11 protein-coding genes are annotated in these 13,008 nt (G+C 56.3%); 9 read left to right on the top strand and 2 right to left on the bottom strand.

Annotated features, from left to right (window positions below; translation table 11 throughout):
• Position 1: 1 nt before the first annotated feature.
• From BN3277_RS16220 to BN3277_RS26300, 5 genes are all read left to right on the top strand, one after another.
• On the top strand, positions 2–982 hold the full coding sequence (locus BN3277_RS16220; RefSeq protein ID WP_059044336.1) for an ABC transporter permease: 981 nt from the start codon (positions 2–4) through the stop codon (positions 980–982).
• 16 nt (positions 983–998) lie between these two features.
• Complete coding sequence (locus BN3277_RS16215) at positions 999–1,904, top strand: carbohydrate ABC transporter permease (protein WP_059044335.1); 906 nt, start codon at positions 999–1,001, stop codon at positions 1,902–1,904.
• Between the two features lie 198 nt (positions 1,905–2,102).
• The gene (locus BN3277_RS16210) at positions 2,103–3,836 is read left to right on the top strand and encodes an ABC transporter substrate-binding protein (RefSeq protein WP_059044334.1); all 1,734 of its coding nucleotides are present in this window, start codon (positions 2,103–2,105) and stop codon (positions 3,834–3,836) included.
• 97 nt (positions 3,837–3,933) lie between these two features.
• Complete coding sequence (locus tag BN3277_RS26305) at positions 3,934–4,929, top strand: glycoside hydrolase family 95 protein (RefSeq protein WP_316244811.1); 996 nt, start codon at positions 3,934–3,936, stop codon at positions 4,927–4,929.
• A complete protein-coding gene (locus BN3277_RS26300; protein WP_316244810.1) occupies positions 4,818–6,179 on the top strand; it encodes a glycosyl hydrolase family 95 catalytic domain-containing protein in 1,362 nt (453 codons plus the stop codon). Before BN3277_RS26305 ends, BN3277_RS26300 begins: the two co-directional genes overlap by 112 nt.
• A gap of 100 nt (positions 6,180–6,279) precedes the next feature.
• Here the strand turns inward: BN3277_RS26300 and BN3277_RS16200 are convergent, their stop codons facing one another.
• Entirely contained in the window at positions 6,280–7,113 is an 834-nt protein-coding gene (locus tag BN3277_RS16200; RefSeq protein WP_059044333.1) for an AraC family transcriptional regulator, read from the bottom strand.
• A gap of 128 nt (positions 7,114–7,241) precedes the next feature.
• Between BN3277_RS16200 and BN3277_RS16195 the strand changes: the two genes are divergently transcribed.
• Positions 7,242–9,272, top strand: coding sequence for a beta-galactosidase (locus BN3277_RS16195; protein ID WP_059044883.1), 2,031 nt, complete (start codon positions 7,242–7,244; stop codon positions 9,270–9,272).
• A gap of 292 nt (positions 9,273–9,564) precedes the next feature.
• On the opposite strand, the gene BN3277_RS16190 is transcribed toward BN3277_RS16195, so the two are convergent.
• Positions 9,565–10,638 carry a M42 family metallopeptidase gene (locus tag BN3277_RS16190; RefSeq protein ID WP_059044332.1) on the bottom strand — a complete coding sequence of 358 codons (1,074 nt, stop codon included), beginning with the start codon at positions 10,636–10,638 and terminating at the stop codon, positions 9,565–9,567.
• 429 nt (positions 10,639–11,067) lie between these two features.
• Between BN3277_RS16190 and spoVAC the strand changes: the two genes are divergently transcribed.
• The 3 genes from spoVAC to spoVAE are packed head-to-tail and all read left to right on the top strand — an operon-like array spanning position 11,068 to position 12,947.
• Complete coding sequence (gene spoVAC / locus BN3277_RS16185; protein ID WP_059044331.1) at positions 11,068–11,574, top strand: stage V sporulation protein AC; 507 nt, start codon at positions 11,068–11,070, stop codon at positions 11,572–11,574.
• 3 nt (positions 11,575–11,577) lie between these two features.
• A complete protein-coding gene (gene spoVAD / locus BN3277_RS16180; RefSeq protein ID WP_059044329.1) occupies positions 11,578–12,600 on the top strand; it encodes a stage V sporulation protein AD in 1,023 nt (340 codons plus the stop codon).
• A complete protein-coding gene (spoVAE, locus tag BN3277_RS16175) occupies positions 12,597–12,947 on the top strand; it encodes a stage V sporulation protein AE (RefSeq protein WP_059044327.1) in 351 nt (116 codons plus the stop codon). The genes spoVAD and spoVAE overlap by 4 nt, the downstream gene beginning before the upstream one ends.
• Positions 12,948–13,008: the final 61 nt, after the last annotated feature.

Below are 13,008 nucleotides of genomic sequence, written 5' to 3'. Positions count from 1 at the left end.
GATGGAAACGCTGTCACCTCGGCCGGAAACCAAAAATGTAAGCGCAACCCCTAAGCCGCCGAAGAAGCGGAAGACCGGGTTCTGGCGGAGCATTTTACAGCAGAAGTACTTATACTTAATGTCCATGCCATTCGTCATTTGGTTGTTTGTATTCAACTATTTGCCGGTTTGGGGCTGGACGATGGCTTTCCAAAAATACAAGCCGTCAAAATCCTTCTCCGAACAGGAATGGGTCGGATTCAAGAACTTCGTGGACCTGTTCCAGGATGAACGGTTCTATCTGGTCCTCCGCAATACGCTGGCCATGAGCCTCATGGGACTGGTCGCGGGATTTGTGATTCCGATTACCTTTGCAGTGCTGCTGAACGAGCTGCGCGGCAAATACTTTAAGCGGACGGTACAAACCGTTTCCTACCTACCGCACTTTGTGTCCTGGGTTGTCGTTGGGGGGATTATCACCAAAATGCTCTCCATTGACGGAGGGATCGTCAACGATCTCTTGGTATCCCTGAACATCATTAACGAGCCGATTCAATTTATGGCCCAAGGGAAATGGTTTTGGGGAATTGTAACCGCTTCCGATGTATGGAAGGAAACCGGCTGGAACGCCATCATTTACTTGGCGGCGATCACCGGTATCGATAAAGAGCTTTATGAGGCGGCACGGGTCGATGGAGCCGGACGTTTCCGCCAAATCTGGAACATTACACTTCCGGGGATCCGGACCACGATTTCGGTGCTGCTGATCATGTCGATCGGCCATTTGATCGGCATCGGGTTCGAGAAGCAGTTCCAGCTCAGCAACTCGTTGGTGACCGACTATTCCGAAGTACTGGATCTCTATGCATTGAACTACGGGATTAATATCAGCCGGTTCTCGTACGGTACCGCGATCAGTATGTTCACTTCCGTGGTCAGCATTATCCTGCTGCTTACCGCCAACGGAATCATGAAGAAAACAACCAAAGAAAGCATCATGTAGGGGGAGGGAGACGACGATGGCAAGCTCAAGCAAAGCTTTTAACGACACGCGGGGCGACAAAATTTTCAACATCTGCAACTTCATTCTGATGACCGTGATTTTGATCATCACGTTGTACCCTTTCCTGAACGTGCTGGCGATCTCCTTCAACGATTCCACGGACACGGTTCGAGGCGGCATCTACATCTGGCCGCGGGAATTCACCTTGGAGAACTATAAAACGATCTTCAATTATTCCAGCCTGATTACGGGCTTCAAAATTACGATTTACCGGACGGTGCTTGGGACTGTACTCGGGTTGATCAGCGCATCGATGCTGGCGTACACGCTAAGCCGGCCGGATTTCAAATCCCGGAAGTTCGTGTCCACGTTCCTGGCGCTGACGATGTACTTCTCCGGCGGCTTGGTTCCGACCTATATGCTGATGCGCCATCTGGACTTGATCGGCACATTCTGGATTTACATCCTTCCGGGAATCGTGAGCGCGTTTAACGTGTTTATCATCCGTTCCTTTATCGACGGCTTGCCGTATGCGCTGCAGGAATCCGCCAAGCTGGACGGGGCCAACGACTTTACGATTTACTATAAGGTCATCCTGCCGCTCTGTAAGCCGGTTCTGGCAACGATCGCCTTGTTCTTGGCGGTAGGCCAGTGGAACTCCTGGTTTGATACCTATCTGTACAACGGGAATAAGGCGCACTTAACAACCTTGCAATACGAGTTGATGAAAATCCTGCAGAGCACCAACCAAGGTGCAAGAATGACCAATGCCAACGACATGGCCAATATGATGGCTCAGGTCTCACCGGAGTCCATCAAGATGGCGATCACGATTGTCGTCACGGTTCCGATCTTGATCGTGTATCCGTTCTTGCAGCGTTATTTCGTAGACGGGATGACATTGGGTGCAGTCAAAGCCTAGGATCACGTTCATGGATTCGCTTCCGCCGCCGACTGGCGGCGGGGGGCATCCTTCAAGAGTAGATTTCTTTTTCAGCCAATGATGTAAGCCCTTTCTTATCCGGATGTGCCGGGAAAGGTCAACACCGTTTCGGTATCAGCAGGCGAAAGCCTGTTATACAATACAAGTTTTACTATGACGACGAGGGGGAAAGTAGAAATGAAATGGAGAAGCCCGAAAGCTTTTGCAGCCATTTTGCTCGCAAGTACGATGTTGGTGGCAGGTTGCGGGAGCAACGGAAACAATGCAGCCAATAGCGGAAATACAGGAAACACCGGGAACGCAGGGAGCAACGCGGAAGCGTCCGCGGACACCAGCCCAATTACCTTTACTTTCTTTGGTGCGGATGCCAGTCCGAACTGGAACAATATGCAGGACGATGTAGGTAAGGTCATTACGGAGAAAACCGGCGTGACGATCGAAGCCGAGTTTGACGTAGGCGCCGGCGGCGGTGAGAACAAAATCGCCTTGATGGCTGCGAGTGGCGACGTGCCGGATCTGATTTTTGCCAAAGGCGAATTAAGCAAGCTTGTGGATGCGGGACTGATTGTTGACCTGGCTCCGTTGATTGAAGAGCATGCGCCAAACCTGAAGAAGATGTTCAGCGAAAATATGAACCGCCTGAAATACAGCAACGATGATCAAGCGATTTATTCGATCTTTACGAACGGCGGCGTAGATCAACAGTATTTTGACGCCGGCGGCGGTTTTGAAATCCAGCAACGCGTGCTGAAGGAGCTCGGATATCCGAAGGTTCGTACGGTACAAGACTTCGAAAACGTCCTGAAGCAATACGTGGAGAAACACCCAACGACGGACGGTCAGCCAACGATTCCACTGACGCTGAGCGCCGACGACTGGAGAATCATGATTACGGTCACGAACCCGGCGTTCCTGGCAACGGGCGCACCGGATGATGGAGAATACTACGTCGATCCGGAAACGTACGAAGCGATGCTGCACTACAAACGTCCGGAAGAGAAAGACTACTTCCGCTGGCTGAACCACATGTACAACGTAGGTCTGTTGGATAAAGATACATTTGTTCAAAAAGAAGACCAATACAAAGCGAAAATCGCCAGCGGCCGCGTGCTTGGTCTTATCGACCAGGAGTGGGGTTATCAAGATGCCGAGAACGCCCTGAAGACGGCAGGGAAAGACGAGTACACTTACGCGCACTTCCCGGTCACTTTGTCGGAGGAATACGAAGATCACTCCTTCCAGCAAGCGGGGGTTGACGGCTATGGCATCAGCATCACGACGGCTTGTAAAGATCCGGTTCGCGCGATTAAATTCATCGACTGGTTGTCTTCTGACGAAGGTCAAGTTTTGAGAAACTGGGGAGTCGAAGGCAAGCACTACACGATTGACGAAAACGGTCAACGCGTCGTTCCGGCCGACATTCAAGAACGCAAAGTGAATGACACCACGAACTTTACGAAGGAATCCGGCATCAGCCAATATCGCATCTTTGGTGCGAACTATGGCGACGGCGTCAAAGATCCTTCGGGCAACTACTATACCACGAACTTCCCTGAGCAAATCGTAGCCGGTTATACGGAAGCGGAAAAAGAAACGCTGAAGGCTTATAACGCAACGACCTGGAAAGACCTGTTCCCAGGCGAAGATGCCTTCCCTGCGAAGGACTGGGGCGCGTTGTACAACATGCCTACGCCTACGGATGGAGATTATCAAGTGATCTACCAAAAAACGCAGGATATCGTCCGCAAACGGATTCCGGAAGCGGTTCTGGCGAAAGAAGCCGACTTTGACAAAGTGTATGACGCATTCCTTGCCGAGTTGGATAAAGCCGGCGCCAAGGAAATGGAAGCCGAATATACGGAACTGGTGAAGAAGAGAGTTGAGCTGTTTACCGGCAAGAAATTGCAATAGTTTGATATTTTAGAGAATGAAATAAATAGCGAAAAGGCCCGTGATTTCTCGGGCCTTTTTGCGCCAATATCGAAGAATTTGAGAGGATGTGACGACGTTGACCCATTCGGATCAAACGGAATGGAAGCTGTGGTATGACCGGCCCGCTTCCCGCTGGGAAGAGGCGCTTCCCATCGGAAACGGGCGGATGGGCGGGATGGTTTACGGCGGGATCCACCGGGAGTTGATCGCCCTAAACGAGGATACGTTATGGTCGGGATTTCCTCGGGATCCGCAGAACTATGATGCGCTGCGTCATCTCGGACCGGCGCGCGAGCTAATTTTTGCCGGCAAATACAAAGAAGCGGAGCAACTGATCGACGCGGAAATGCTGGGCCGGCGTACGGAATCCTACCAGCCGCTGGGGAATTTGCGGCTGGAGCAGGGAGAAGGAGCAGGAGAAGAGACGGCAGGTCAGACAGGTGGAGAAAGCACGGTTCGCGGGTTCCGCCGGGAATTGGATTTGGCCACAGGGATCGCCGCGACGAGCTATCGGATCGGCGAGGCGGCCTATCTCCGTGAGGTCTTTGTCAGCGCGGTCGACCAAGTGTTGGTCGTGCGGATCGCGGCGTTGGGGAACCAGTCCGTTAATCTGGCTGCATCCTTGGATTCGTTGCTCCAACACCAGCTCGGGAGTGGACCGGACCGTATCATTATGACGGGCCGGGCGCCCAGCCACGTCGCCGACAACTATCGTGGGGATCACCCACAATCGGTGTTGTACGAGGAAGGGCTAGGCCTCTCCTTCGAGGTGCAAGTGCTGGCGCTGCCGGAGGGCGGCACGGCGGAGGCAGACGGAACGGGACGGTTGACGGTGCGCGGGGCCCAAGCGGTGACGCTGCTGCTGGCGGCCGCGACGGACTTCGCCGGCTATGACAAGACGCCGGGGAGCGGGGGCTGTTCGGCCGTATCGAGCTGCGCCTGGGCAGCGCTTCGGCGGCGGTGGAGCGGGCGGCCCAGCCGACGGACGAGCGGCTGGAGGCATACCGTAAAGGGGCTGCTGCGGACCCTGGGCTTGAGGCGTTGTATTTTCACTACGGCAGGTATTTGTTGATGGCCAGCTCCCGGCCGGGGACGGAGGCCGCCCATTTGCAGGGCATTTGGAACCCACGTGTGCAGCCGCCGTGGAACTGCGGCTATACGACCAATATCAATACGCAGATGAATTATTGGCCTGCGGAGGTTGCCGGGCTGGCTGACTGCCATGAGCCGCTGTTCGAGCTGATCCGCGACCTTAGCGTGAGCGGTGCCCGAACGGCGCGGATTCATTACGGCGCTAGAGGCTGGGTCGCCCATCACAATGTGGATTTATGGCGTCAGTCAACGCCGTCGGACGGCGAAGCCAGTTGGGCGTTTTGGCCGATGGGCGGGGTGTGGCTGTGCCGGCATTTGTGGGAGCATTACGAATTTGGGATGGACGAGCAGTTCCTGCGGGAGACAGCGTATCCGCTGATGAAGGGAGCCGCCGAGTTCTGCCAGGATTGGCTGGTGGCTGGCCCGGACGGACGGCTGGTTACGGCGCCTTCGACCTCGCCGGAGAACAAGTTCCTGACGCCGGACGGCGGCGAGCCCTGCAGCGTATCCGCCGGCAGCACGATGGATCTGTTCCTGATCCGCGAGCTGCTGGAGCATACGATCCGGGCGGCGGAGATCCTCAGCGTCGACGAGGCCTGGCGGCAGGAGTTAGCTGATACGCTCTCGCATATGGCTCAGCCGCAGGTTGGCCCGGACGGTCGGCTGCAGGAGTGGAGCGAGCCGTTTGCGGAAGCCGAGCCGGGACATCGGCACGTGTCCCATCTGTACGGCTTCTACCCGGGGGATGCGATCACCGTGCGTCAGACGCCGGAGCTGGCCGAGGCCGTGCACCGCACGCTGGAGGAGCGTATCCGGAACGGCGGAGGCCATACCGGCTGGAGCTGCGCATGGCTGATCAACCTATACGCCCGGCTGGGCGACGGGGAGACGGCGCATCGGTTCGTGGAAACGCTGCTGTCGCGCTCCACGTACCCGAACCTGTTCGACGATCATCCTCCGTTCCAGATCGACGGTAACTTTGGCGGCGCAGCCGGCATCGCCGAAATGCTGCTGCAAAGCCATATGGACGGCATCGACTTGTTGCCGGCGCTGCCGGAGGCGTGGGCGCCTCACGTCCACGGTCGGCGGCGAGTGCACGCTGCGCGGGCTGCATGGCCTGTCCGTCCGCTTGCCGGACGGCCGAACCGCGCAGGAGGGCGAACGCTTCCCTACGGAAGCGGGAGCGACGTACCTCGTGGGCTAGGCCAGGCTTGGCTAGGCTTAAGCTAGGGACCTATGCCTGCGACCTCGCGGGCGGCGGTGGTGATGGCGATGAGTCAAATTGATGCAAAAGTGCAGTTTTTTCTTCGAAAATGGACGGAACTCGGCTCTAATGCAGCCGACGGAACTGCTGGGGCGTCATGCCGGTATGCTTGCGAAAGGTGGCGACGAAGTGGCTGGCATCGCGGAAGCCGGTTTTGCCGGCGATGGCGGCGACGGTGACGCCGGGCTCGCTGGCCAGATGCTCCTTCGCTTTATGGATGCGCATTTGCGTGAGATAACTGTACGGCGCGATGCCAAACGTTTGCTGGAACAGCTTGCTGAGATGGCGGCCCGACATCCCAACCACCTCGGCTAAGGTATCCAGCCCAACGTCGGGATTGCCGTATTCCCGCTCCATCCAGGCGAGCAGCGGCCCCAGCTTCTCCATATTCCGGGGAACAGCGCTGCTGCTTACCTGACCAAACTGGCTCAGGACGGCGAGGAACCGGTATACCTCTGTGGAGGTTTCCAGGCCGAACAGGTCCTGGAGGCTGTCCAGCTTGGTCAGCAGTTGACCAAGCAATGGGGTGAGCGGAGCCTCCGCGTCCCAGCGGAACAAGGCGGCCTCCCGGATGCCAAACGTTGCCAGGATCGACCCGGCGGCCGCTCCGCCAAAGGTGAGGTAATACGTCTCCCATTTCGAGCTCCGCTTGGCCTCGTAGGCGTGCGGCATGCCCGGCGGCAACAACAGCCCGCTGCCCGTCGGGAGCGGAACCGTTCCGCTGCCGAAGGTCAACTCGCCTTCGCCTTCGGCGGTTTGCAGCCAATGATAGTAAGGGTACCCGTCGGGGCGGGCGATTTTCTCCTGGTTCGGATTATAGCCGACACTTTCCAGGAGCAAGGGAAGATCCGGGGTTGCGGCTGGAGAGAAAACGAAACGGGTAAAGGCCCGTGAGCTCATCGTGATGATTGCCTCCTAAATTTGATCCATATAATTATATTACATTTCGAGATTATTATATATAAAGCGGAAAAATTCAACCTTACAATGGACTTAGAAGTTATATATCACTAAAGGATGTGGGTATGGTGATCAACGATAAATTGCCGAAAATTTGGTACGGCGGCGACTACAATCCGGAGCAGTGGGGACCGGACGTTTGGAAAGAGGACGAGCGGATGTTCAAGTTGGCCGGGATCGACGTGGCTACGGTAAACGTTTTTTCCTGGGCACTAAATCAACCTAACGAGGAAACGTATGATTTTACACAATTGGACGAAACGATCGACCGACTATACAAAAGCGGCGTTCATATCTGCCTGGCGACCAGCACCGGGGCTCATCCGGCGTGGATGGCCCATAAATATCCGGACGTGCTGCGCGTAGACGTGCAGGGACGGAAACGCCGGTTTGGCGGACGTCATAATTCCTGCCCGAATTCGCCAACCTACCGTAAATATTCCACCCGTCTGGCCGGCAAGCTGGCTGAACGCTACAAGGACCATCCAGGCCTCCTGATCTGGCATATCTCCAACGAGTACGGCGGGTACTGTTATTGTGACAACTGTGCTTCCGCCTTCCGCGTGTGGCTGCGGGAACGTTACAAGACGCTGGATGAGCTCAACCGCGTTTGGAACACCCGTTTCTGGGGCCATACGTTCTATGACTGGGAAGAGATCGTCGTGCCCAACGAACTCAGCGAGGAATGGGGCGGCAACCGCACCAATTTCCAAGGAATTTCGCTCGACTACCGGCGGTTCCAGTCCGAATCATTGCTGGAGTGCTACAAGCTGGAGTATGACGAAATCAAAAAGCATACCCCCAACATCCCGGTAACGACCAACCTGATGGGGCTTTATCCGGAGTTGGATTACTTCGAATGGGCTAAACACATGGATATCGTTTCGTGGGACAACTACCCATCCCTGGATACGCCGGTCAGCCTCACGGCCATGACTCACGACTTGATGCGCGGGCTGAAGAGCGGTGCGCCGTTTATGCTGATGGAGCAGACGCCAAGCCAGCAGAACTGGCAGCCGTACAACTCGCTGAAGCGTCCCGGCGTGATGCGGTTGTGGAGTTATCAGGCGGTAGCCCGCGGCGCGGACACGGTGTTGTTCTTCCAACTTCGCCGCTCGATTGGCGCGTGCGAGAAGTACCATGGGGCGGTGATCGAGCACGTGGGTCACGAGCACACCCGGGTCTTCCGCGAGGTGGCGGAGCTGGGCCGAGAGCTGGAGCAGCTGGGCGATACGCTGCTGGATTCGCGGACCGAAGCTTCGGTCGGCATCGTCTACGATTGGGAGAATCGTTGGGCGATCGAGTTATCCAGCGGCCCAACCGTTGCTTTGAATTATGCGAACGAGGTCCACAAATATTACGATGCGCTGTTCCAAATGCACGTCGAGAGCGACATGGTGTCGGTGGAGGAGGATTTCAGCAAGTATAAAATCTTGATTGCGCCGGTGATGTACATGGTGAAGCCGGGGTTTGCCAAAAAGGTAGAGGCGTTTGTCGCCAATGGAGGCACGTTTATCACCACCTTCTTCAGCGGCATCGTCAATGAGAACGATCTGGTGACGACCGGCGGATATCCGGGCGAGCTGCGCTCCGTCCTGGGCATCTGGGCGGAGGAGATCGATGCGTTGCTGCCGGGACGCACGAACCAAATTGTGATGAAAGACGCTTGGGGCGGGCTGTCGGGCCAATACGAATGCGGCCTCCTGTGCGATTTGATTCACGCCGAAGGCGCCGAAGTCTTGGCGGAATACGGCTCCGATTTCTATCAAGGGATGCCGGCCGTGACGGTCAACCGGTTTGGCCAAGGCCGCGCCTATTATGTGGCGAGCAGCCCGGACGCCGCTTTCCTGCAAGGGTTACTCAAGAACCTGTGCGAGGAAAAGGGGATCCGCCCGCTGCTGGACGCGCCAGTTGGCGTCGAGGTGGCGCGCCGCGTCAAGGACGGCAAAGCGTTCTTATTCCTGCTCAACCATAACGAAGGCGCCGCCGAGGTGGAGATCGGGGCTGAAGGCATGAAGGACCTGCTGGCGCAGGCTGAGGTGTCGGGCACGATCACCGTACCTGGGCGGGGTGTCGTGATCCTGGAGAGCCGGAAGTAATTGAAAAAACCGCAAGGCCATTTGTTGTCGGCCTTGCGGTTTTTTGCGCTGTTCCCTTGGAAATGTTGTAAATCCTGCAACATTTTCGGCGGGATATGCGGTTACGCAGCGGAAAGTTGCAGTTTGTACAACATTTTCACGTGATCTCGTCATAACCGGGAGAGAATGTTGTACAAATTACAACATTTCGCTCAGAGAGACCGGTTTGGCGGGAAAAATGTTGCCGTTTTTGCAACATTCCAAATGACGGGACCAGCCGAAGTCAGCGAGCCGTCCGATGCAACGCTCAGGCTTAGCTGTTCTCCAAAATCGTGTTCAGGGTCGTGCGGTCCAGCCCGCGCACGAGGCGGATCAGCAGCTCCTTCGCGGCCTCGTAATCGTCCGTATGGATGATCGAGGAGGACGTGTGGATGTAGCGGGAGCAGATGCCGATGACGCTCGACGGCACGCCGGTGCCGCTGAGATGCACCTGACCGGCGTCCGTACCGCCCGGCGACACGAAGTATTGGTATTTGATCTTGTGCGTATCCGCCGTATCGCGGATATACTCGACCAAGCCGCGATGGGTGATCATCGTCGGGTCGAGGATGCGCAGCAGTGCACCGTCGCCCAGTCGGCCGAACGCCTTCTTATCGCCGGTCATGTCGTTGGCGGCGCTGGCGTCCAAGGCGAAGAAGATGTCCGGCTGAATCAGGTTAGCCGCCGTCCGCGCGCCCCGCAAGCCCACTTCCTCTTGCACGTTGGCCCCGACGTAGAGGGTATTCGGCAACTTCTCGCCGTGCAGCGCCTCCACCAGCTCGATAGCCAAACCTACGCCATAGCGGTTATCCCAGGCTTTCGCCATGATTTTCTTCGGATTCACGAGCGGGGTGAACTCGCAAATCGGTACGATTTGTTGGCCGATCCGCACCCCTGCGGCTTCCGCTTCCTCGCGGCTGTCCGCGCCGATGTCCAGATACATCGTCTTGATGTCCACCGGTTTACTGCGCTGCGACTCGTCCAGCAGGTGAGTGGGGATCGATCCGACCACACCGATGATCCGGCCAGCCGGCGTAATAATCTGCAGGCGCTGCGCCAATACAGCCTGGCTCCACCAGCCGCCCAGCGGTTGGAACGAGACCATCCCGTTGTCGCTGATGCCGGTGGTCATAAAGCCAACCTCGTCAAAATGGCCGGCTACCATGACCCGCGGACCTTGCTCGTCGCCGCGCAATACCCCAAACAACCCACCGAGGTTATCCTGTACGAATTCCTGGGTGTAGGCCGACATTTTGTTCTTAACGAGGGCTCGCAGCTCCCGTTCAAATCCGGGTGCCGCCGGAAATTCCGTCAGCTGCTTAAACAGCTCGCGTGTTTTCTCGTTCATTGTTTTCTCTCCTTTTTTTCTTTATAAGGAAGTCATCAAAATCGCAAGTGAACATTCTATTTTAGTATGAACTACCTTTTTTCGATTGTCCATTCTCCCTGCGGTTTTTATTCATCAGGCAGACTTTCGCCGCACCGGCTTTTCTTGGCAGGCATATACTGCAGCATGCAGCAGCTTGATGGGCGAATGTGAGGGAGGCTAGGCTTAATGGAACGGTATGCCATGGATTGGCTGGTGATCTGTCTTCTTTTTATCCTCCTGGTCATTATCCTTCTGTATCTGTGAATACGCCTGACACGAACCCGCAGAGCTCAATCCTGCGGGTTTTTACATACCGAAAACCATGGATGATTTTCCAAACATAACAAGCGGTCGGATGACAAATAATGAGTATACCGTGCAAGTTAGGAAAATAAGGAGGAATGCCGTTTGCCTGCAAAAGCGAAAAACAAGCCGGGCGCTCGGGTGAAGCTAAACCACCTGCTGCTGACGGAGCAAGAGTACAAGCAGGTTGCCGACCAGCATAAACCCAAAACAAATATCTGGGGCAACTGCCTGCGGGCATTTTTGGTCGGAGGGCTTATCTGTCTGCTCGGCCAATGTATCCAGCAGCTGTTCATGACCTTTGCCGACATGACGGCGCGGGAGGCGGCGAGTCCTACGGTCGCCGTGCTGATCTTCATCTCCGTCGTGCTCACCTCGTTGGGCGTCTACGATAAAATCGCCCAGTGGGCGGGGGCCGGCACCGCCGTGCCGGTGACGGGATTTGCCAATTCCATGTGCTCTTCGGCCATTGAATCCAAGGCGGAGGGGCTTGTCCTCGGCGTCGGGGCCAATATGTTCAAACTGGCGGGCTCGGTGATTGTGTTTGGCGTTGTCGCCGCTTTTATCGTAGGCGTCATTCATGTCATTTTCGGCTTGGGAGGAGTGCATTAACGGATGCTGATCGGCTCGCAAACCTGGGAGTTTCGCTCCAAACCGGCGATTATCGGGGCGGCGACGGTCGTTGGGCCTGAAGAAGGCGAAGGGCCGTTGTCCTCCACGTTTGATTTTGTCTATGACAATCTGGAGATTGACGAGAAGACGTGGGAAAAAGCGGAGCGCAAGCTGCTGGAGCACGCCTCGTCGCTCGCGCTGATCCATGCCGGCATCAACCGGGAGGACTTGTCCTTCTTTATCGGCGGGGATTTGATGAACCAGATTATTACCGCCACGTTTGCGGCCCGCACGATCGCCGCGCCGTACCTCGGAGTGTTCGGGGCTTGCTCCACCTCGATGGAGAGCCTGGCGCTTGCAGCTTTTCTGGCGGATGCCGGGGGGGCGCGCTACGTCATGGCCGGTACGGCCAGCCATAACTGTACCGTGGAGAAGCAGTTCCGCTATCCAACCGAATACGGTTCGCAAAAACCGGGGACGGCCCAATATACGATTACCGGAGCGGGCTGTGCAGTCGTCTCGAAGGAAGGGTCCGGTCCGCGCATCACCCATGCCACGATCGGCCGAATCCAGGATCTTGGCGTCAAGGATCCGTTTAACATGGGAGCGGCGATGGCTCCGGCCGCGGCGGATACATTGGTCTCTCACTTCCGCGATACGGGGCGCGGACCCGAGGATTACGATTTGATCGTTACCGGAGACTTGGCTTCGGTGGGACATGCCATCGTCAAGGATCTGCTTGACAAAGACGGCGTAGCCATGGACAAGACGGATTTTAACGATTGCGGGCTGATGATCTATGACCGCGAGAAGCAAACCTACGTCAACGCGGGAGGCAGCGGCTGCGGTTGTTCCGCCGTTGTCACCTACGGCCATATTTTGCGAAAAATAAAGAACCGGGAACTGGGCCGGGTGCTGATCGTTGCCACGGGTGCCCTATTGTCGCCGCTGTCTTATCAGCAAGGCGAGAGCATCCCCTGCATCGCTCACGCGGTCGCCCTGGAACAGGAGGATAACGAAAAATGATATTTTTATGGGCGTTTTTGATTGGCGGTTTAATTTGCGTTGTTGGCCAACTGATGATGGATGTATTGAAATTGACTCCTGCGCATACGATGAGCTCGCTGGTGGTCGCAGGCGCGGTGATGGACGCGATCGGCTGGTATGATCCGCTGGTGAAGTTCGCCGGAGCGGGGGCTTCCGTGCCGATTACAAGCTTCGGGAACTCGTTGGTTCACGGGGCGTTAACCGAATTGCAGCGGGATGGATGGATCGGGGTCATCACCGGGATTTTTGACGTAACCAGTGCGGGGATCTCGGCGGCGATCATCTTTTCCTTCTTGGCGGCGCTGGTCGCCCGGCCCAAAGGATAAAATTTTTGGAATTCCTTCAGCTTTTTACGGGTATCAGTGTACTCCCTATCTATCTTCATGT

This window comes from Paenibacillus rubinfantis (genome assembly GCF_001486505.1).
GTDB lineage: Bacteria > Bacillota > Bacilli > Paenibacillales > Paenibacillaceae > Fontibacillus > Fontibacillus rubinfantis.
Note: the sequence above shows the minus strand (reverse complement) of the source record. Positions and strands in the feature narration are given on the sequence as shown.

Excerpts from the sequence above, each read along its gene's own strand:
- BN3277_RS16220 (WP_059044336.1), top strand. The coding sequence starts at position 2 with ATGGAAACGCTGTCACCTCGGCCGGAAACCAAAAATGTAAGCGCAACC.
- BN3277_RS16215 (WP_059044335.1), top strand. The coding sequence starts at position 999 with ATGGCAAGCTCAAGCAAAGCTTTTAACGACACGCGGGGCGACAAAATT.
- BN3277_RS16210 (WP_059044334.1), top strand. The coding sequence starts at position 2,103 with ATGAAATGGAGAAGCCCGAAAGCTTTTGCAGCCATTTTGCTCGCAAGT.
- BN3277_RS16200 (WP_059044333.1), bottom strand. The coding sequence starts at position 7,113 with ATGAGCTCACGGGCCTTTACCCGTTTCGTTTTCTCTCCAGCCGCAACC.
- BN3277_RS16190 (WP_059044332.1), bottom strand. The coding sequence starts at position 10,638 with ATGAACGAGAAAACACGCGAGCTGTTTAAGCAGCTGACGGAATTTCCG.
- spoVAD (WP_059044329.1), top strand. The coding sequence starts at position 11,578 with ATGCTGATCGGCTCGCAAACCTGGGAGTTTCGCTCCAAACCGGCGATT.
- spoVAE (WP_059044327.1), top strand. The coding sequence starts at position 12,597 with ATGATATTTTTATGGGCGTTTTTGATTGGCGGTTTAATTTGCGTTGTT.